Source organism: Mesorhizobium sp. CNPSo 4689, assembly GCF_057784325.1.
This window is the reverse complement of the sequence record NZ_JBWLUZ010000006.1, coordinates 1-19,285: the sequence shown is the minus strand read 5'-3', so window position 1 is coordinate 19,285 and position 19,285 is coordinate 1. Positions and strand designations below refer to the sequence as shown.

General features: G+C 61.2%; 23 protein-coding genes. 15 read left to right on the top strand and 8 right to left on the bottom strand.

The window, feature by feature from the left end; genetic code table 11:
- Window positions 1-24: 24 nt before the first annotated feature.
- Window positions 25-1,047, bottom strand: a complete 1,023-nt coding sequence (locus tag AC04SI_RS11865) for an aldo/keto reductase (protein ID WP_404277962.1) — start codon at window positions 1,045-1,047, stop codon at window positions 25-27.
- Between the two features lie 188 nt (window positions 1,048-1,235).
- On the opposite strand from AC04SI_RS11865, the gene hxlB reads away from it, so the two are divergent.
- From hxlB to AC04SI_RS11850, 3 genes are all read left to right on the top strand, one after another.
- Window positions 1,236-1,802 carry a 6-phospho-3-hexuloisomerase gene (hxlB, locus tag AC04SI_RS11860; protein WP_404277909.1) on the top strand — a complete coding sequence of 189 codons (567 nt, stop codon included), beginning with the start codon at window positions 1,236-1,238 and terminating at the stop codon, window positions 1,800-1,802.
- 4 nt (window positions 1,803-1,806) lie between these two features.
- Window positions 1,807-2,550, top strand: coding sequence for a creatininase family protein (locus AC04SI_RS11855; RefSeq protein WP_404277911.1), 744 nt, complete (start codon window positions 1,807-1,809; stop codon window positions 2,548-2,550).
- Between the two features lie 89 nt (window positions 2,551-2,639).
- Entirely contained in the window at window positions 2,640-3,005 is a 366-nt protein-coding gene (locus AC04SI_RS11850; RefSeq protein ID WP_404277913.1) for a hypothetical protein, read from the top strand.
- A gap of 7 nt (window positions 3,006-3,012) precedes the next feature.
- Here AC04SI_RS11850 and AC04SI_RS11845 read toward each other — a convergent pair whose 3' ends face one another.
- From AC04SI_RS11845 to AC04SI_RS11830, 4 genes are all read right to left on the bottom strand, one after another.
- Window positions 3,013-3,330, bottom strand: coding sequence for a hypothetical protein (locus tag AC04SI_RS11845; protein WP_404277915.1), 318 nt, complete (start codon window positions 3,328-3,330; stop codon window positions 3,013-3,015).
- A 3-nt stretch (window positions 3,331-3,333) separates the two neighbouring features.
- On the bottom strand, window positions 3,334-4,251 hold the full coding sequence (locus tag AC04SI_RS11840; RefSeq protein ID WP_404277917.1) for a carbohydrate ABC transporter permease: 918 nt from the start codon (window positions 4,249-4,251) through the stop codon (window positions 3,334-3,336).
- A 13-nt stretch (window positions 4,252-4,264) separates the two neighbouring features.
- The gene (locus AC04SI_RS11835) at window positions 4,265-5,386 is read right to left on the bottom strand and encodes a carbohydrate ABC transporter permease (RefSeq protein ID WP_404277919.1); all 1,122 of its coding nucleotides are present in this window, start codon (window positions 5,384-5,386) and stop codon (window positions 4,265-4,267) included.
- A gap of 97 nt (window positions 5,387-5,483) precedes the next feature.
- Window positions 5,484-7,160 (bottom strand): ABC transporter substrate-binding protein, encoded by a 1,677-nt coding sequence (locus AC04SI_RS11830; protein WP_404277921.1) that lies wholly within the window; start codon window positions 7,158-7,160, stop codon window positions 5,484-5,486.
- A gap of 316 nt (window positions 7,161-7,476) precedes the next feature.
- On the opposite strand from AC04SI_RS11830, the gene AC04SI_RS11825 reads away from it, so the two are divergent.
- The 3 genes from AC04SI_RS11825 to rbsK are packed head-to-tail and all read left to right on the top strand — an operon-like array spanning window position 7,477 to window position 9,967.
- On the top strand, window positions 7,477-8,535 hold the full coding sequence (locus AC04SI_RS11825) for an ABC transporter ATP-binding protein (RefSeq protein WP_404277923.1): 1,059 nt from the start codon (window positions 7,477-7,479) through the stop codon (window positions 8,533-8,535).
- Window positions 8,536-8,565: 30 nt separating this feature from the next.
- Window positions 8,566-9,018, top strand: a complete 453-nt coding sequence (locus tag AC04SI_RS11820; protein WP_006204445.1) for an RbsD/FucU family protein — start codon at window positions 8,566-8,568, stop codon at window positions 9,016-9,018.
- Window positions 9,019-9,022: 4 nt separating this feature from the next.
- The gene (gene rbsK, locus AC04SI_RS11815) at window positions 9,023-9,967 is read left to right on the top strand and encodes a ribokinase (protein ID WP_404277926.1); all 945 of its coding nucleotides are present in this window, start codon (window positions 9,023-9,025) and stop codon (window positions 9,965-9,967) included.
- A 23-nt stretch (window positions 9,968-9,990) separates the two neighbouring features.
- Here the strand turns inward: rbsK and AC04SI_RS11810 are convergent, their stop codons facing one another.
- Complete coding sequence (locus AC04SI_RS11810) at window positions 9,991-10,137, bottom strand: hypothetical protein (protein WP_404277928.1); 147 nt, start codon at window positions 10,135-10,137, stop codon at window positions 9,991-9,993.
- 311 nt (window positions 10,138-10,448) lie between these two features.
- On the opposite strand from AC04SI_RS11810, the gene AC04SI_RS11805 reads away from it, so the two are divergent.
- Window positions 10,449-10,727, top strand: coding sequence for an exopolysaccharide production repressor protein (locus AC04SI_RS11805; protein ID WP_404277930.1), 279 nt, complete (start codon window positions 10,449-10,451; stop codon window positions 10,725-10,727).
- A 186-nt stretch (window positions 10,728-10,913) separates the two neighbouring features.
- On the opposite strand, the gene AC04SI_RS11800 is transcribed toward AC04SI_RS11805, so the two are convergent.
- Window positions 10,914-11,486, bottom strand: a complete 573-nt coding sequence (locus AC04SI_RS11800; protein WP_404277932.1) for a polysaccharide biosynthesis C-terminal domain-containing protein — start codon at window positions 11,484-11,486, stop codon at window positions 10,914-10,916.
- A 283-nt stretch (window positions 11,487-11,769) separates the two neighbouring features.
- Here AC04SI_RS11800 and AC04SI_RS11795 point away from each other — a divergent pair, with 283 nt between their 5' ends.
- Entirely contained in the window at window positions 11,770-12,090 is a 321-nt protein-coding gene (locus AC04SI_RS11795) for a hypothetical protein (protein ID WP_488474255.1), read from the top strand.
- Window positions 12,071-13,546, top strand: a complete 1,476-nt coding sequence (locus tag AC04SI_RS11790; RefSeq protein ID WP_488474254.1) for an AAA family ATPase — start codon at window positions 12,071-12,073, stop codon at window positions 13,544-13,546. The genes AC04SI_RS11795 and AC04SI_RS11790 overlap by 20 nt, the downstream gene beginning before the upstream one ends.
- A gap of 371 nt (window positions 13,547-13,917) precedes the next feature.
- Here the strand turns inward: AC04SI_RS11790 and AC04SI_RS11785 are convergent, their stop codons facing one another.
- Window positions 13,918-14,370, bottom strand: a complete 453-nt coding sequence (locus AC04SI_RS11785; protein ID WP_488474253.1) for a phasin — start codon at window positions 14,368-14,370, stop codon at window positions 13,918-13,920.
- Between the two features lie 489 nt (window positions 14,371-14,859).
- Between AC04SI_RS11785 and AC04SI_RS11780 the strand changes: the two genes are divergently transcribed.
- The 6 genes from AC04SI_RS11780 (at window position 14,860) to AC04SI_RS11755 (ending at window position 19,072) form a co-directional block, all read left to right on the top strand.
- Complete coding sequence (locus AC04SI_RS11780; RefSeq protein ID WP_488474252.1) at window positions 14,860-16,074, top strand: hypothetical protein; 1,215 nt, start codon at window positions 14,860-14,862, stop codon at window positions 16,072-16,074.
- Window positions 16,075-16,282: 208 nt separating this feature from the next.
- Window positions 16,283-16,753: a cupin domain-containing protein gene (locus tag AC04SI_RS11775; RefSeq protein ID WP_120017534.1), complete on the top strand. Its 471-nt coding sequence runs from the start codon at window positions 16,283-16,285 to the stop codon at window positions 16,751-16,753.
- A 469-nt stretch (window positions 16,754-17,222) separates the two neighbouring features.
- Window positions 17,223-17,759 (top strand): hypothetical protein, encoded by a 537-nt coding sequence (locus AC04SI_RS11770; RefSeq protein WP_488474251.1) that lies wholly within the window; start codon window positions 17,223-17,225, stop codon window positions 17,757-17,759.
- Complete coding sequence (locus AC04SI_RS11765) at window positions 17,760-18,389, top strand: hypothetical protein (RefSeq protein ID WP_488474250.1); 630 nt, start codon at window positions 17,760-17,762, stop codon at window positions 18,387-18,389.
- A complete protein-coding gene (locus tag AC04SI_RS11760; RefSeq protein ID WP_488474249.1) occupies window positions 18,382-18,567 on the top strand; it encodes a hypothetical protein in 186 nt (61 codons plus the stop codon). Before AC04SI_RS11765 ends, AC04SI_RS11760 begins: the two co-directional genes overlap by 8 nt.
- On the top strand, window positions 18,560-19,072 hold the full coding sequence (locus AC04SI_RS11755) for an HK97 family phage prohead protease (RefSeq protein ID WP_488474248.1): 513 nt from the start codon (window positions 18,560-18,562) through the stop codon (window positions 19,070-19,072). The genes AC04SI_RS11760 and AC04SI_RS11755 overlap by 8 nt, the downstream gene beginning before the upstream one ends.
- Window positions 19,073-19,285 lie beyond the last annotated feature (213 nt).

Below are 19,285 nucleotides of genomic sequence, written 5' to 3'. Positions count from 1 at the left end.
TCGCCGGCCGAGAGGAAGGCCGCCTTATGCGGTTGGCGCATCATCGCGCATCAGGCCTTCCTGCTTGAGGTCGGCCCACAGCGCTGGCGGTAGCGTGGCATCGAGCAGCGAGCGGTTGCTTTCTACCTCGCTCGGCCGTTGGCCGCCCGGGATCACCGAGACGACGCAGGGATGCAGCAGAGGGAATTGCAGCGCCGCTTCGATCAGGCGCACGCCGTGGCGCGTGCACACGGTTTCGATGCGGGCGACGCGGTCCAGGATATCCTGCGGCGCCTCTGAGTAGTTGTAGTAGGCGCCGGGCTTCGGGCCCGTTGCCAGTATGCCGGAATTGTAGGGGCCGCCGAGAACGATGCCGATGCCGCGTTCCTGGCAAAGCGGCAGGAAGGAGGCCAGCGCCTCCTGTTCCAGCAGCGTGTAGCGCCCGGCCAGCAGGAAAAGATCGAAGTCGCCGCGCTCGGCCAACGTCTGGCAGACCTGCCATTCGTTGATGCCGCCGCCGAATGCTTTGATCGCGCCCTGGTCGCGCAGCGACAGCAGCCCGTAATAGCCGGAGGTCATGAACTCCTCGATGCGCTGGTCCGCAGCTGCCTTGCTGCCATGGGTGAATATGTCGACATCGTGCACAAAGAGGATGTCGATGCGGTCGACGCCGAGCCGCTCCAGCGAAGCCTCGAAGGAGCGCATGACGCCGTCATAGCTGTAGTCGTAGACTTCGCGGCGCGACGGCGTGTCGAAGAACTTGCCGATGCCGGTGCGCTGTTCGGGCGGACAGGCACGCATGATGCGCCCGACCTTGCTCGACAGCACATAGTCGTCCCGCTTCTTGCCGCGCAGGAAAGGATTGAGCCGGGTTTCCGACAGGCCGAGCCCATAGAGCGGGGCGGTGTCGAAGTAGCGGCAGCCGGTCCGCCATGCCGCTTCCAGCGTGGCGCTGGCATCCTCGTCGGAGACGGCGCGGTAGAGATTGCCGAGCGGCGCCGTGCCGAAGCCGAGCTCGGTGAAGTCTATGCCGCCATTGCCGATGCGGTCGAAATGCCGTGTCTTCATGTCCTGCCATTTTCCCGGGATTGATTTGTCTGACATGACACTATCATGCCGGTGGCACAGCAAAAGCACAGAGCGCCGTTGGACACGCATTTTCGCGGTGATAGCATGAACAAAAACAAGCTGTTCGGGGGAAGCGTGAAGAAAAGATCGCGATCGTTTTTCGGGTCCCGCAAGCGGGTGGAACGCGTATGACCGGCATCGGCACGAGCCTGTTCGACACCGCGCTGGGTGAACTCGGCACGGTGCTTGCCCGGGTCGACGAGAGCCGGACCGACGCCGCCTGCGCCATGCTGGCCGGCGCCGGCAAAATCGCCGTCTATGGCTGCGGCCGCGAGGCGCTGCAGGTTAAGGGCTTTGCCATGCGGCTCTACCATCTCGGTCTGCCGGTGTCGGTGGTCGGCGACATGACCACGCCGCCGCTGGGCGAGGGCGATGTCTTCCTGGTCAGCTCCGGGCCGGGCGAGACCACCACCGTGCTGACCCTGATGCAGGTTGCCCGCGATGCAGGTGCCAAGGTGTTGCTGCTCACCGCCGAGGCCGAAAGCAGCGCAGCCAGGCGCGCCGACTTCACCTTGCTCATCCCGGCGCAGACCATGGCCAGCGACCAAGGACCGGCGAAGACCTCGGTGCTTCCGATGGGTTCGCTGTTCGAAGGCGCGCTGTTCCTGCTCTTCGAAGTGATGGTGCTGAAGCTCAAGGATCTCACCGGCTTCTCGCCCGAAGCGATGCGTGCTCGCCACACCAATTTGGAGTAGGGGCATGCGCTATGAATTGATGCTGCCGCACCAGATCCGCAGAGCGATCGCGGAGAACTGGCCGGTAGTGCTGCCGCTCGGCGTGCTCGAATACCATGGCGAGCACATGGCGGTCGGCATGGACACGCTGGCCGTCGTCAAGACGCTGGAGCTGTTCGAGAAGGAAGCCGACATCGTCATCCTGCCGCCCTTTTACTACGGCGCGGCCAGCTATGCCGTAGTGCCGCCGGAAGGCAGCGGTTCGGTGCAGGTCGGCGGCAACGCGCTGGCGCCATTCGCGGAAGAGCTGTTCCACAGCCTGCTGCGCATCGGCTTTCGCAACATCCACGCCATCATCCACCATCAGACCGAGAATTTCGCTGCCGGCATGCCGACCGATCTCGCCTTCAAGGCCGCCGGCCGGCAGGCGATCTTCCGCTTCCTCGAAAAGGAACGTGGCGAGGGTTGGTGGGGCTCGCAGGCAATGGCCGGCTACTATGCCGAGCACGCCGAGGGCGGCAATTTCTTCAACTGGGTGCAGGTGCATCCGCTGATGCCGGCGGCAATGAACGGCCACTATCCGTTCGACCATGCTGGCATCGGCGAGACATCGCTGATGCTGGCGCTGTGCCCGGAAGCGGTGGACGCCAGCCATTTCATCGACAACACGGGCTGGTACACGGCAACCGCGCCCGACGCCTCGGCGGAGATGGGGCAGAAGGGCGTAGCCATGATCCTCGATCACCTGCGCACGAAGCTTTCGCGCTAGACCAGCGACGCTCTCCTCTCGCTATATTAGCATACGCGAATAAAGTACAATGGCTCCAAATTACGCCGTTGGGCGCTTGGAGCCGTTCGGTGGGCGCGGTCGAAAAACGACGCATGGCGAGCTTGGCAGGCGTGATCGCCACGGCTGCGGCGCTTGAGGATGTCTCTGTTTTTGCGCACAGCGCCAATAGCGGCTGGACTTATCCGCCAGCCTGCTGTGACGGCGATCCGTCGACAGGCGAATGTGGCAGCATTCCCAGCGTGACCGTAACACCGCAGCCCGATGGCTATGTGATCATCTTGCGGCCGGGAGATCATCGCAAAGTCACTCACAAGAACCGCTATTTCGTCCCCTACGCCAGTGTCAGTCCTTCCGGCGACGGCAACTTTCACATCTGCCTGCATCCGAACGAGGAGCACGAAAACTGCTTCTTTGCTCCGGCAGAGGCGATGTAGGCGCAAACTAGGGGGTGCGGATGCCACGCCTCTCGGCTCTGTATTGGGCGGTCGATTTGTCCGGATCGCTCTTGGTCGCCACAGCCCAGATGAAGGTACCGCCGCCGGCAACAGCAAGGATGGCAAAGAGCGTGACACCGAGCGCAAACGTCTTGGCGTAGAGCACGATCAGTAGCATCGACAGGCCGCCAGCCACCATCGCCACGACAAAGCCGGCAATCACCGCGCGACCTTGCCAGCTGATCGGCATCACGCCTTTGCGGTAGCGGTGGTACCCGTTGTAGCCAACGCGGAAATTGCGCGCAAACCAGTATTGGGTGGCCATCGCCTACTTCACGGCTCCCGCCGTCATGCCCATGATCAGGTAGCGTTCCAGCGCGATGCCGATGACGGCAAGCGGTGCGATGGCTGCGGTGGCGAGTGCTGCCATCGACCACCAGTTGATGCCTTGTGAGCCTGTCTGGCTCGCCACCATGACAGGGATGGTCTTGGCGTCGGTCGAGGTCAGAAGCGCGGCAAAGAAATATTCGTTCCAGCACAGCACCATCGCCAGGATGAAGGCGGCGACCATGCCCGGCAGCGCGATCGGCATGACGATGCGGAAGAAGGCGCCCCAGATCGACAGGCCGTCGACGAGTGCAGCTTCCTCCAGTTCGACCGGGATCGAGTTGAACTGGTCACGCATGATCCAGATGACGATCGGCAGCACCATCAGCGTGTAGAGCAGGATCAGCCCGATGCGCGTGTCGAGCAGGCCGACTTCGCGGTAGAGCACGAGGAAGGGGAGCGCCAACACCACCGGCGGCAGGATCAGTTGCGACAGGAAGAAGAAGGAGATGTCCTCGTTCTTGAACCAGGCGAAGTGATAGCGATAGCGGGTCAGGCCGTAGGCGGCGAGGCTGCCGATGACGATGGCCAGGCTCGACGCGCCGACCGAGGTGATGGCCGAGTTCATGAAGCGCTTGAGGAATTCCTCGCGCACTGTCGAGGTCTGGAAGATCGAGTCCGGCGACAGGCCGAGCGAGCGCCAGCCTTTCCAGTCCGGCTGGAAGTCGACGAAGGGGATGAGATGGCCCTGGGTGACGTCGACCGCGGTCTTGAACGAGGTGGTTATCGTCCAATAGATCGGGAACAGGCAGATGAAGGCCCAGAACACCAGCGCGCCGTAGATGAAGACGCGATTGGCGAGAAAGCTCGCCGGCGAGCGGATTTCTGAGGCGGTATAGTCGGTGGTCTGGACGCTCATGATATCTGCCGGCTCAGTTTACATTGCGCACGAAGCGGTTGGCGAATTTCAACAGCCACGTCACGAACACGACAATGATAACGAGGTAGGCCATCGCCAGCATCGTGCCGTAGCCGACATTCGAGCGGTCGCGGTATTCGCGGTAAATGAAGCTCGACACTGAATCGGTGGCGCCGCCGGGCCCGCCCGAGGTCACGGTGATGATGATGTCGGCCAGCTTCAGCTTGAAGATGATGCGCAGGATCACCGCCGTCACCGACACCGGCAGCATCAGCGGGAAGGTGACTTGCCAGAAGGTCTGCCAGGGGGTGGCGCCGTCGACGCGCGCCGCCTCGAGCACCTCGCGCGACATCGCCTGCAGGCCGGCGAGCAGCATGATCATCATGAACGGAATGAAGGTCCATGCATCGAGCACCATGATCGAGATGCGGGCGATGATTGGATCCGAGAAGAAGGCCGGGTTTTCCCAGCCGAGAGTGCGCGCCAGTGTTGCCGCCGGCCCGAAGCGGTACTCCATCAGCGATTTGCCGATCATCCACGACACCGCCACCGGCGACAGCATCAAGGGCAGGAGGAAGACAACGCGGAAGAATTTTCTGGCGCGGATCTGCGCGTTGAGCAGCAGCGCCAGCCCGAACGCGATGGCATATTCGACCAGCACGGCGAGCACGTAGAGCACCATGTTGAACAGCGCGTTGCGGTAATAGGGGTCGGCCAGCATCTGCCAGAAATTGTCGAGCCCATTGAATTTCCGGCCGGAGAAGGAACTGAGGTTCCAGTCGGTCAGCGCGATGTAGAAGCCGAACAGCGTAGGGAAGACCACCATGGCGATGGTGAACAGGAGCGCGGGGAGAAGAAACAGCGCGCGCTGGCCGTCCTCGCCACGCGTCAGCACCTGGCCGGCGCCGAGCGCCACGCCCCACAGCACATAGGCATAGATGACCGGCCGCCAGGTGTCGAAGCCGAGCGTGGTAACTTCCGTCTTGTAGAGGATCTGCAGTGCGATGACAGCGAGCAGGCCGAGCGTCGCCACGGTCATCAAGGCGAAACCGAGCCGCTTGCGGCCCGGTGCGATCAGATCGGCTGGAACGCCGTTTGCCGGCCATGCATTGGTAGGCAAGGTCTGGTCAGCCACGCGTCTCGTCCATTCATAAGAAGGCCCCTACGACCGGCCTGGCCGGTCAGGTCCGGCGGCTTTTCACCGCCGGACCCTTGTTCACTATACGATCAGCCTACACGCCAAGCGAGGCCTTGTAGAGCTTGATCTGGTTTTCGCGGCCGATCTGGTCGGTCAGCTTCTCCCAGGCGGCGGCGATGGCGTCGGCGCCTTCCTGCGCCTTCATCTTGCCGGCGAAGGTGTTGGCCAGAATATCCTCGGCGGCGCTGTAGTATTGGAAGATGCCGGGGATGCGTGGCTCGATCGCCGCGTTCGGATGGTTGTAACTGTCGGCTTCCGACTTGAGATACGAGGTGATGAAGGCCTCGTCGTAACCCGCCGCCACCCATTCCGGAATGTTGAAATGGCTGTTGCGGTAGGGCTGGAAGCCCGACGGATACGCCGCGCACCAGAGCGACAGGTCCTTGCCGCCGAGATGAGCAGCGGCAGACCAGGCCGCCTTCTTCTTCTTTTCGTCGCTGTCGACGCGGGCCATGACATAGACACCCCAGCCGAGATAGGCGCAGTTCGGAGCATAATTCGGGCCGCTGGCCAGTTTGTCCCAGGCGCCGGTCTTGGAATTGTAGACATCGTCGGAGCCTGGCAGGATCGAGAATCCTGTGACATCGCCGACGACCGACGAGTCGTTAGTCTTCGCATTCGAGCCCGCGTCTCCCCACCAAGCCAGCATCGAACCAGTGCCGCCCAGGAATTGGGAGAAACAGGTCTGGTTCGGGTCGGCATTGATTTGATCTTGCGGTTCGAAAGGCAGCGCGTCGATCACGTCCTGGATTGCGCGCACCCAAGCCGGGTTGTTTATGCGCGGTTTCATCGTATCCGGATCGAACAGCCACGCCTTGTCATCAGGGTGCTTGGCATAAGCACTGGCACGGCTGCCAAGGAAGTAGAAGCCGAAACCGCCCCAGGCCTTGGGCGCGTCGAGATAACCGAAGACGTCTTGGCCCTTCATCTGCTTGCCCTTGAGGAACTTGGTCACGGCCTGCACCTGTTGCCAGGTCTTCGGCACGCCCCATTCCGTCAGGCCTGCCTTGTCGCCGCTATCGGCTTTCCAGGCTGCTGCCAGATCAGAGTCGGAGAACACGTCGGTGCGGTAGTTGAAGTTGTGCGCGTCGCCGTCGACGGTGATGCGGTACTGCTTCCCATCCCAGGTGCCGACCGGCGGCTGCAGATAGGCCACAACGTCCTTCATGTCGATCTGGTCCTTGACCCAGTCCGGCATTTCAGAGGTGAGGCCCTTGCCGCAGACGTCGCCTTCGAAGGGCGCACCCATTTCGATGATGTCGAAATCGACGGTGCCGGTGGCGATCGCCTGCTGCAGGCGCGGATTGTAGTCGGCTTGCGCCAGATCGATCCAGCTGATCTTGGCGCCGGTATAGGCCTCCCACGGCTTCAGGAAGCCGCGGAACAGCACATTGTGCAGGTTCTGGTTGTTGAGGCCCATGAAGGAGAGCTCGACGCCGGCGAATTCGCCTTCCTTGACGTTGGCCTTGGTCGCTTCGAGGCAAAGCTCGCCGACCTTCTGGAAGTCGGCGTCGGTCGGCTGACCCTTGCCGACGCCGGGGATCTGCAGAATCTGCGCGCGCAGATCATCGGCAGCGGACGCTGGGCGCGTCAATGCGCCAAGACCCGCGCCGGATGCCGCCGAGAGCGCGGCCATGCTGGCCGCTCCCTTCAGGACATCGCGGCGAGTAGCACCCGCGCGCATGAGTTGGTTGAAAAGGCTGACTCTCATCTCGTTCCTCCCAGAAGATCAATGGTGACAGTTTCGGATAGTGGAGCGCTAACGGTGTTCCCCAACGACGCGACTCCCGGAAAATTACGGCCCCAGCTTCCTCCCGCAACGCGTCGACTTCCGATGTCCGGACAAGCGTGCCGACGCGCGCGGAAGAGGGCCAAGAACCCTGACACCTTCACTATTCGCACAACCGAATGCCGTGTCAACGACAATAGGTTTTTTATCTATAAGAGACTGACTTGCCCTTGCCATCAGCGTTGGTTAGCTTCACGGCAAACGAAGGACCCGCAGGTCCAAAACCCCAGGGGGGATGATGGCTCAAGTCGCGATCAGCAATGTGGCCAAGGCGTTCGGAACCGTCAAGGTCCTGCACGACGTCAGCGTCGATATCCCCGACGGCCAATTCGTTGTGCTGGTCGGGCCCTCGGGTTGCGGCAAGTCCACGCTGCTCAGGATGGTGGCGGGATTGGAGACCGTTTCCGGCGGCACGATCGCCATCGGTGACCGCGTCGTCAACCATTTGCCGCCGGCCAAGCGCGACATCGCCATGGTGTTCCAGAACTACGCGCTCTACCCGCACAAGACGGTGGAGCAGAACATGGCCTTTGCGCTCAAGCTGCGCAAGACCGATCCGGCCGTGGTTGCCGAAAGGGTCAAGCGGGCGGCCGATATTCTCGACCTCGCCCCCTATCTCAAGCGCTATCCGCGACAGCTCTCCGGCGGCCAGCGCCAGCGCGTGGCGATGGGGCGCGCCATCGTGCGCAACCCGCAGGTGTTCCTGTTCGATGAACCGCTCTCCAACCTCGACGCCAAGCTGCGCGTCCAGATGCGCACCGAGATCAAGGAACTGCACCAGCGGCTGAAGACCACCACCATCTACGTCACCCACGACCAGATCGAAGCCATGACTATGGCCGACAAGATCGTGGTGATGCGCGATGGCCGCATCGAGCAGGTCGGCGCGCCGCTGGAACTGTTCGACCGGCCGGCCAATCTGTTCGTTGCCGGCTTCATCGGCTCGCCCTCGATGAACCTTCTGAAGGGCATCGTGAAGAAGGGCGACAAGCCGGTCGTCGACATTTCGGGCACGCCGTTCCCGATCGCCGCGAACAGCGCCGCGCAGGACGGCCAGGCCGTCGTCTACGGCGTGCGGCCCGAGCATCTGGAAATCCACCCCGACGGCGTTGCAGCAAGGATTTCCGTGGTCGAGCCGACAGGTTCCGAAACGCTGGTATTCCTGCGCTTCGGCGAGGGCGAGATGGTGGCGCTGTTTCGCGAGCGCCATGACTTCAAGCCGGGCGACACGCTGCACCTCAAGCCGCGGCTCGACCAGGTCCACCTCTTCGACGCAGAGACCGGCAAGCGGCTCTGATTTCCAACCGACTTTTCCACGAGGAATGCCATGCTCAAAGGGATCAATCCGCTGCTCAATGCCGATGTGCTCCAGGCGCTGCGGGCGATGGGCCACGGCGACGACCTGATTGTCTGCGACACCAATTTTCCGGCCGATTCCGTGGCCCGCCAGACCGTGCTCGGTAAGCTGTTGCGTATCGACGCGCCGGCGGCCGATGTGGCCAGGGCGGTGCTGTCGCTTTATCCGTTGGACACATTCGTCGACGACGCGGCCGCGCGCATGGAGATCGTCGGCAAGCCGGACGAAATTCCGCCTGTGCAGAAGGAAGTCCAGAAAGAAATCGATGCCGCCGAGGGCAAGGCGTGGCCGATGATTTCGGTCGAGCGCTATGCCTTCTACGAACGCGCCAAGAAAGCCTATTGCGTCATCCAGACCGGCGAGCGCCGCTTCTATGGCTGCTTTGCCTTCCGCAAGGGCGTCGTTCCGCCGGATGCGGAGTAGCATCATGGCGGCCGGCAAGCCTGTCGTCATGAAGCCCGTTGTCATCTTGGGTGTCTTTGTCGCCGACACCGCCTATCGCGCCGATCGCCAGCCGCGCATGGGCGAGACGATCCTCGGCAACTCGTTCAAGCTCGGCCCCGGCGGCAAGGGCTCGAACCAGGCGGTCGCGGCCGGCAAGCTCGGCGCCGACATCACCTTCCTGACGCGCCTCGGCGTCGATGCCTTCGCCGACATGGCCAAGCACACCTGGCAAGAGGCCGGTGTGAAGGCTGCAGTGATCGACACACCAGACAGCTACACCGGTGCGGCCTATATCTTCGTCGAGGAAACGACCGGCAACAACGCCATCATCGTCAGCCCAGGTGCTGCGATGCTGATCTCGCCCGATGACATCGAGGCTCATACCGATCTGATCCGCTCGGCCGGCGTTTTCGTCACCCAGCTCGAACAGCCGATCGAGGCGGCGCTCAAGGCGCTCGAGATCGCGCGCGGGGCAGGGGTGATCACGATCCTCAACCCGGCGCCGGCGGCAAGCCTGCCCGACCGCATCTACACGCTCTGCGATTATGTCACGCCCAACGAGACCGAGGCCGAGGAACTGACCGGCATCAAGGTCGCGTCGGTCGACGATGCCCGCCGCGCCGCCGACAGCTTGCTCAAAAAGGGAGTCGGTGCGGTGATCATCACGCTTGGCGAGAAGGGCGCGCTGCTGCACACGGCCAGCGGTTCCGACCATGTCGGCGCGGTCAATGCCGGCCCGGTGGTCGAAACCACAGGCGCCGGCGACGCCTTCAATGGCGGCCTGGCTGCGGCGCTTGCCAAAGGCGTCGAGCCGCTGCAAGCGGTGCGTTTCGCCTGCGCCGTTGCCGGTATTTCGGTGACGCGGCCGGGCACGGCGCCGTCGATGCCGACGCTGCAGGAGGTCGAGACGCTGCTGGCGAGAGGTTGAGTTCGACAGCGTCCCAGGCGGGCTCACCAGTCCGGATTGCCGTCGAGCCAGTATGCACCAAGGCGGCCGAATTGGCGCGGAATGCCGAGCCGCCGTTTGGCGTCAAATGCCATCTCTGAAAGAATCCAGGTGCTTTGTTCTCTGTCGCGCTTGGCATGATGGACCAGCATCTGCCTGCCGACGCTACAGCATCGCGGCCAACAAGCCTGCCATAAACCCTTGCCACCTTGGTCCCTTCCGACCAGGGTGGCATATTAGCCACAGGTAATGTTAATCGCCAATCCGGTCTTGCGCCATTGGCATAGGTGTCCCGTAATGGGCCACTGAGTTTGGCGCCGTAATTGCATTGTCAGCAATGCCGGGGTCACTCATCAGCCCGGCAATCGGGGGGCAATTGGGGGCCCCGCCGCTCCGCTAATGGAGCGGCGGGTCTTTAGCGGCTGAAAGGCGCTGAACCGCCAAAAAATGGGAGCTGGGTGTTATGTATTTTCCGCAGTTTCTGGTTGGCATGTTCGCAACGTCGTTCATCGTGGCGATCTGGGCAGTGTTGGAAACCGGCTCCATCTGGAAGGCGTTCGGCTGGGCTGTTGTTGCTCTGATCATTCTTCAGGTCGGATACATCGGTCTGGTCCTCGGCCTGACCTATGGACGGGGGTCGAAGGGCGCCGAGGCAGACCTCTCATCGGCAAATTCCATGCCCGCGCTCCGTGGGGAGCTGGGTAAAATTCTGCAGCGATGGAATCGAGCGCGTCCGCGGTAATTGGTTCGAAGGTGCGCCGGGCAGAGACACCATGGCGAAACGCGGCTCCGTGCCGGGCGCGCAGCCGTCGCCCACGACCAGCAATTCAAAATCGTCCACGGTCTGATCCAGGACGGATTTGAATGGCCAGGCCGATGACGTCGACGCGCGAGTGGGTCGGCATCAGGATGGAAAAGCGCGGTTTGCTCACCATCCCTTCGCGCTTCCGAAATCGTAGGGAATGAGATCGCTGTCGATCGGCAGGCGATACTTGTCGGGATTCGAGTGATCGTACTGGATGGTCGGAAAGTTGATGACGACCGCATCGGACATGCCGATGTTGTGGTCGGCGTGCCAGACGAATTTCGGGATATTGACGAGCCGGGGACGGCTGCCGGAAAGGTAGACCTTGGAAATCTTGCCGTATGTGCTGGAGTCCGGCCTTGGATCGTAAACAACCAGCTCCAGTTCGCCGCTGACCACGAAATAGCGGTCCTCGTGCAGCTTGTGCAGCCCCCAACCCTTCACCATGCCGGGCCGAACTGTGAAAACATAGGAGAAGACCAGCGGGTCGGGATGCCAGCCCCAGCGAGGGTCGTAGATCTCGGTGACGCTGCCGCGGTCGTCATTGTGTCGAATGCTGTCGTAGAAGGACATGCCGTCGAGCAGAGGCGCAATGCTTTGACGCTGCTCGTCCACCGTTCGCTGGTCCTGCAAGGCAGCGGCGAGGGTGGTCTCAAGAATGTTCGGACACGTCCCGCTATCCCCGTGGTCGCTCATCGCAAGTCCTCCTGACCCGAACAACATGGGTTCGGTTCAGCTTCTCACAGCCGGCACGGGTTTTGTAAATACGGCACAGACGATGCCGCGCCTGCGAACGAGTCCGGTTGAACTCGTGCCAGGTGCGAAACCGATACGTTGGGAAGAAATGGCGCGAGTGACGGGGCTCGAACCCGCGACCTCCGGCGTGACAGGCCGGGGGATTGCTCTATTTTGCCGTTAAAAGTTTCAACTTTCCGGCTGCATTAACGAGCGGCAAAAACGGCAGAAGTTGAAACCGGCCTTGCAGAAAAAGACCGGGCAAACTGGCACTACTTTTGTACCCAAGAAACTCATAGAACAGGGAATCCCGACAGTGCAAATTATTGCTATCCGGCCGGAAGCGGGCGGACGAACCCTTGCGCGATTCGATCTTCAACTGGTCGACGGCGTGCGCATATACAATTTGAAGCTCGCGGAAAAGCCAGACGGCTCGCGGCGTGTTTTTGCGCCAAACGCCTTCGGCGGCCCCGCTGCCACCTTTACCGTTGAAATTGCCGAACAGATCGTGCGCGCTGCTAGCGACGCATTGGGAGAGAATCCTCGTGACCACAGCGCAGCCTGAAGCAGATCCCTACGACTTTTCCTGGCAGAATTTGAAGCGCATCACTGCGGCCGGTAGTCGCGCCGCAGAAGTGACATGGCCTGACACACCCGCCGCGCAGAGGTTCAAAGCCCTTACGAAACGCCTACCGCTTATCGACGTCGAACTCGATGTCGCAGCAAAGCGGTGGGCTGCGAAGCCTCAAATTTCTGAGAAGGTTCTGGAGCGTCGCGAGCGATACGCCGCGGAGGCCGAAGCCGAGGCTGCACAAGCGGTTGCGGCAGCCCCAAAGGCACCCGCTAAGACGAAACCTATGAAACCAATCCACGCCACAGCGTTCGAACTGCGCGACCCCGCCAGTTTGCCGGAGCGCGACTGGCTGTTCGGGCGCCATTACATTCGCAAATACGCCACAGCGTCTGTTGGCCCTGGCGGTGGTGGCAAGACCGCGCACTCTATAAGCGAGACTCTGGCGATGGTGACGGGACGTCCTTTGCTGGAGCCGGACGGTCCTCTCACGAAGCCGCTTCGGGTCTGGTGGGTGAACTGCGAAGACCCGCAAGATGAGATCGATCGTCGCTTTCATGCTGCCGTAAAGCACTTCAAGGTGACCGCGGAACAGATAGGCGACCGCCTGTTCACCGACTCCGGCCGTGACCAGGAGTTTGTCATTGCTCGCACCGAAGGGCGAGATCTGAAGATTGTCGAGCCTTTCGTTGCTGAGATGGTGGCGGAAATCAAAAGGCTGGCGATCGACGTCGTCATCGTGGACCCGTTTGTCTCGACCCACGAGGCGCCGGAAAACGATAACTCCGCCATGCAGCGCGTCACAGCGGCTTGGGTACGCGTCGCCGACGAAGCGAATTGCGGTGTTGAACTGGTCCACCACGTTGCGAAGAACCAGGGCGAAGTTACGGCCGACAGCGCTCGAGGCGGCGGCGCCTTCAAAGACAAGGTCCGCTCTATGCGCGTGTTCAACGCGATGACCCAACAGGAAGCCGAAAAGACCGGCGTTGACGACCCGCGCTCATATTTCCGTCTCGACTTCGGCAAGGTCAACATGGTGGCGTCTGGCCGCAGCCAATGGCGACGGTTCATCTCGGTGCCACTCGGCAACGGCGGCGTCTTCGGCTTGGGCGACGAGATCGGCGTGGTTGAGCCGTGGCGCTGGCCTTCATCGGATGTGTTGGCGGAGCGGCAAGCCGAAGCCAAAAAGGCTGTCGTGGCCGACGTGCCGACCGAAACGCTTGCCGGCCTGAAAGTCCGCCTTGAGAACGGCAACTACAAAGCCGACCCGAAGGGTCGGCCATGGGCAGGCGACGTCGTCATGGAACTAACCGGAGCTACCGACCGGAAAGAGGCCAAGATGATGCTCGACGCATGGGTTGAGATGGGCGAATTGGAGGTTGTAGAGCGGTACGACGCAAGCGCCCGAAAGCCCCGAAACTTTATAAAACCGGCAAGTGCGCCAACGTAAAATGTGTTGGCGCAAAACCGTCGGCGCATCGTCGCAAATCACGGTGCGCCGACGACCGTATCCCTTGTGGATTGGTCGTCGCGCGCATGAGTGAGGTAAAAAATAGTGTTGGCGCAATTGGCCTATCGGCGCAGGCGTTGGCGCAAGGAACAAGGACACCACGAATGGAGGATAGCGCCCATGAACATCACGCAACGCTCTACCAGCATCACCGCAACCTCAGAAAGTGCCAGGCCGTACCGCGGCAGGCGCCTCAGTTGGGCGGAGTTCTACGCGCTGCGGCCAGACCTGCGTCCGGCGAATGATAATAGGGTTGCCATGGCCGCGACGCCCCGTGCGGCTAGCGACCATGGCTCTACCCCAAGAAAAAGCTAGGCGACCCTGATGTCCTTCAGGCTCTTCTCGAAAGCGGTCTTGATCGGCTTTGAGACATCTTCGAAAGCCTTGGTCGTGGCGGCCTGGAAGTCCTTCGCCTGAGCGGCGGCACTTTCAACCTGCTTGCGGACGAAGGCGGTCTGCAGTTCAACGAATTCGGAGGGCGACTTGACGGCAAGCAGGGCTTCAAAGTGCGAGAAGGCGGAGTCGGCATTGGCGCGCATAGCGGCGATGGTCTTAAGCGACAGGTCACTGGAAACGGACTTGGCGGTTTGGAAGCTCGACTCGAGAGCCTTCTGGGTGTCTTCAGAGCCCGCCTTGAATTTGGCAAGAACTTCTTTTGACTGTTCGACGCTCTTTTCCGTGAAAGCACTGACCTGCTCAATAGCCTTGGATGCATCAAAAGCGGGGTCGATAAATTCAGCGGTCTTTTCGGTGGTCTTGGACATCGTTTCCATCCTTGGTTCGGGGGCAGCTTTTAGGAAGCCTTCGCATTTGTATTAGCATTACCTAACGGAAGTTTGTGTGCAATGCAACATAATTGTTGCGCTGCACCAAGGAATGTTACTGAACGACGTGACACACATACGACGGTGGACACATTTTCCGCCGAACTGAATCCTTGACGCACGCAAACCAGCCGCCTCTTATGGATCACGGAACTGCATCTCGGGCTGGAGAAAATCACCGCCCAACACTATGTTTAGTGTTTGCAGGCGGGTTCGACGCTAGATAATGCGAACGACCGGCAGAAATAGAGGCGCGAATATATGTAGACAAGAACGACCTTCGCCGCGTTGGCGATGATGACGACCGGCCTCGCCGGAACCGCGCGGGCAGCGCCTAACCACCATATTTAGTGCGGCGAGACATAAATCCGCCCATATAGTGTGAAACAGTAATTTCATACGTCGACCCGAATGGGAGACGCGCCGGCAATGACCGGCATCAACGCGGTCTGGCGACCGCAGTCCAAAGGAACTCCGCACTTGAAGAATGGGAAAGTTGCCGCCGGCCAGGCGGAACGCCGCATTGCGGCGAACGACAACCACGTCCATGCTTGGGATTTTACAACTCCGGACGGCAAGCCCGATATGGCCGCCCGACGCGCCTTTGTGGCGTCGATCCGCAAAACTAAAATGGTCCTTGCCTGGCCGACGATTGAGCGGCTGGTCCACATCAATGACCCGGAGAAGGTTCGCGCGCTGCTCTGGTGGCGCGATATGACTGAGCCGCAGAACACTGTGACCGGCGACGACGACGAGGCGGATCCGCTTGCCGAGGATTTGCGCCGAGAAATCCGACCGTCCATACCGGCCGTGTTTACTGCGGCTGGAAATGCAGACATGGAATTCGGCCGCGGCGAATATAAGCACATAGTGCTGCTGGGCGAACTCGTCTTCAACTTCGATCCAGCACGGCGCCGTCAACCGGGCCTGATGACCGAATGGGGCACAACGGCCAAAGGCAAGCCGCTGAAGCCGATTGATCGGACGCGGGCACCGAAGGGCGCGCCGAGCCCGAAGCGCACGGAGGCGGCCGTTGCTGCCTACCTGAAGATGCCTGCGGCGATACCAAGCCCGATGACGGCTCAACCGTACGCGCGCACCATGCACGGCGAGCGCGGTGCGGGAATGTATGATCCGCTCAAACGCGAAGAACCTTCAGCGAATGAGGCCGGGCGCTACGGCGTAGAGAATGCCCGCGCAGAACTGGTTGCGCTTGGCGTCGACGGCAGTGTGAGGTTTGCCGAACTGCCATTTTCGGCGACCATGTGCCCGGATTACACCGTACCTGGCCCGCAGTGGAAAGGCGGCATTACGGCAGTCAAGGGGACAGGTGGCGATGGATTCACCAAAGCGCCGGACCGTGGCCAGAGTCAGACCGAATCTGGACTGGCGCGGTCCGCTGACATCGCCAGCTTGCGTAAATTGCTGGGAGAACATGCAGGTGTTCTCGACATGGCCGTGACGGACTCGACTGCCGAGGATATCGGCTTCGTGGCCGGCTACGCGTCAAGCAGTGCTAAGAAATACGGCGCAGCATTGGTTGACGGCGCAATAAAGAAACTAATGGAAGTCGAGCCGACGCTAGCGAAAAAACCGCAGGCCGACAACAATAACGAAGAAAACATCAAAAAAATTGCCGCCTAGTGGTATCGGCCTAACACAAGAGTCCGGCTCAGGATTCCTTTGGCGAAAGAGCATGCGAGTCTGGCGCATGCGCTTTCGCCAAAGGCAGCGGCGATATTGAGCCGACAATTCGCTTGCCTAGACGTGGCTCGCGGACCTAATCTGAATGTTTGGCGAGCCCACCCCGGCACGCGGTCGGAATGGGTAGCCGGCTAGACGGGAGGTTACCATGAAAGTGGCATCGCTACTTGCAATCGGCTGGATCGTATCCTGCGGAATCGCCTCCTTTGCTTCGGCAGAGGATGCGCACACTGTGATCACTCCCAACGAGGTTAAGTGGGGCCCGGGCCCAAAAACGCTGCCTGCCGGAGCAGAGGCGGCTGTCTTGTTCGGCGATCCGACCAAGGAAGGTCCGTTTGCCCTTCGGCTCAAATTGCCGGCTGGATATGCGATCCCGCCGCACACGCATCCAGGGCTTGAGGTTGACACAGTAATATCGGGGACCATTAATCTTGGCATGGGCGAGACCGCCGATCGGAGCGCCGCCAAAGCAATTCCTGCGGGCGGCTTCTTCGCTTTGCCGCCCGGCATGGCGCATTTTGCTTACTTCGACGAGGAGACGGTGCTCCAACTCACCAACAAAGGCCCGTGGAGCATCAAGTACATCAATCCGGCGGACGATCCTCGAAAGACGCAATAGCTACGACGGCTTAAATCGAACTGCCCCGCCGTGCTCGGCGGCGGGGTGCCATTGCCGAGGCAGGTTGAAGTGGGTACCCAAAGCGGGACTCAGGCCGTGGGTACCAAGCGTTGGATTTTCACCACCAGTATCCACTAAAACGGCCCGCCGCGCCGTATCTTATTGAAGGGGTAGTAATCCTAACAGTTTCGCTTGCGGTCGCTAACCCCGCCGCTAGCGCAGCCGGCCGTTGGTAGCAGTTGAACGCTGGCCGGCACTAGGCCCGCCGACAACGGGGGCTTTTTCTTTAACGTCGGTAGAGGTTCTGCGGAGTTCATCACCGACGTAGCCGGTGGCGTCGCCAGCGCGCCGGCAATCCCGTCTTTCTGGAAGTACCAGAGGCGGGACCAATCCAGCCGCGTCTCCTTCGGGAGCGCGGCTTTTTATTTGCTCATCACATTTCCAACAACCAACTAAGGGAGGTGGCTACGTGCCCACTCTGAATGCAGCCATGTCCGCGATTGAGCGGCACATCGGCTTTCCGAAATCTCGCGCGAGACAAGTCGCGCGCCGCCTTCAAGAGGCCGGGGTATTGCCGCTTGGTGGCCCCGGCATCGCACCCGAACTCGAGCCGGATGACGTCGTCTCGCTGGTCGTCGCGCTGGCCGCCGACACGGCTCTGCATGAGGCGCCAGACGCAGTCGAACGCTATCGCTCACTCACGCCTGGCGGCGTTGACCTAACTGGCGCGCCCGACAGCATCGACACTGCAGGACGCGCGCTGGATATCATGGCGGAAGTAGCCATTCGCGGTGCTGCCGCTGACTTGCTGCGCGGCGACATGGTTTCGCTCGTATCGACATGGCCCGAAATTGAATTTCACAATGGCACGACAGGTCGATCGACCCGTTTCGTAGCGCCCGGCGCGGACGCCTCGCATTGGCAGACGGCTGGCCACCGTCGCTCGACCACGGTCAATGTCTCGGCGCTTGTTGATACCCTTCGCAGCCTTTTCGGAGCCAACTAGATGATCATCAACCGACCAAAGCCGCAGCCAGTCAATGACCCGCGCCCGCCGCGCATTGACATTATCGTCAAAGAGGCTGGCGCTTACCGAGTTCCAACGCTCGAGGAGTCCAGCGACGTTTACGCGGCCCTGAAAACCAAGAAAACCGACCTCAACACTGAGGTCTCGGCAATTGCCATTGAGCGACGCGCACTGGAAAAAGCCATTGCCGCAGACACTAGCCGCGAGGTGCCCACCGCTATTTCTGAGCTGCTTGGAGATGCGCCATCTGGCAAGGCTCTGTCACGACGTCGCGTTGCCGAACTGAAGCAGCGCGAGGCCGACATTGCGGTGGCGCTGCGCATTGTCGACCAGCGCCTTACAGACGCCCACACCGAGGCCAGCCGCGCCGCTTGCGCTGCGGTCAGACCAGAGTTCGCAAAGCGCGTGGGCGCGATGGTGGAAGCCATGAAGGCGCTCGACGTGGCACATCTGTCGTTTGATGAACTATGTCGCGACCTAGAGGCCGAAGACATTCGCTACGGACAGCTCGGCCAGGTGAAGCCCTACTTTCTGGGTGATGCCAGGGACGGATCGGGCCGCATTGCGAATTACCTGAAGGAGGCGAAGGAGGCTGGCTATCATGCATAACGAACGAGTGGAACATGCCTCGGCAGATGAGAAAGGTCGGCGTAAGCCTGGTCGCCGCATGGTCAAGTTGCCGGGAGAAAAGGGATACGTCGAGCGATCGGAATCCGCCGTGTACATCGCCCGCAAGCTCGATCTCGACAAGCGCGAGCGTCGTATGCGGAAGGTGATTGATGGCTGATCTGATTACCGGCTTTGCTATTCAATGGAATCAGCCTGCAGTTATCGCGAGCGCCTTTGAAGAGCGGTTCGCTCGCGGCGCCTTCGATAAGTCTTTGCGCGAGTATCCTGACGTTGCGGCGCTTTGGGCTCATGACCCAAGCAGGCCATTGGCCCGTGTCAGCAACGGCACGCTAACCTTGAAGTCTACACCGGCTGGGCTTTGGTACTCTATCGAGCCGAACGCTGAATCGCCCAATGGGCAAGAGGCTTTGGCTACAGTCGGCAGCGCCTTAGTTGGCCAAGTCAGCGTCTCATTCAGTCCATGGATCGAGGAGTGGGACGACACTGCCGACCTGCCGCGTCGGCTGATCACAGAAGCCAGGCTGTACGAGATAAGCCTTGTGCTGTGGGGTGCATATGGCGACACCACGTCCGCCTCGCTGTCAACCCGCGCTTCCGAGAACGCCGCTGCAGCACTTCGCCGAAAGGCTGAAGCGGCACAGCGGCTGCGCGGTATTCGATAGCCCTCGCGCGCTTGCGCGCACGCGCGAGGAAAATCTGTATTAAGGCTAACGCTGTTTGATGCAGCCGGTCAGTCTGGGTATCTTGCTTAGAGATATGACCCGCCCCTACCGCTGGCTGCCTGTGGGTCAACATTTCAATCGCGGCGCTGCGTACAAACCGGTTGCGAGCGGTCAGCGGGGTGGTTCGCGGAAAGGCTGACCCAGCCCCTTGGG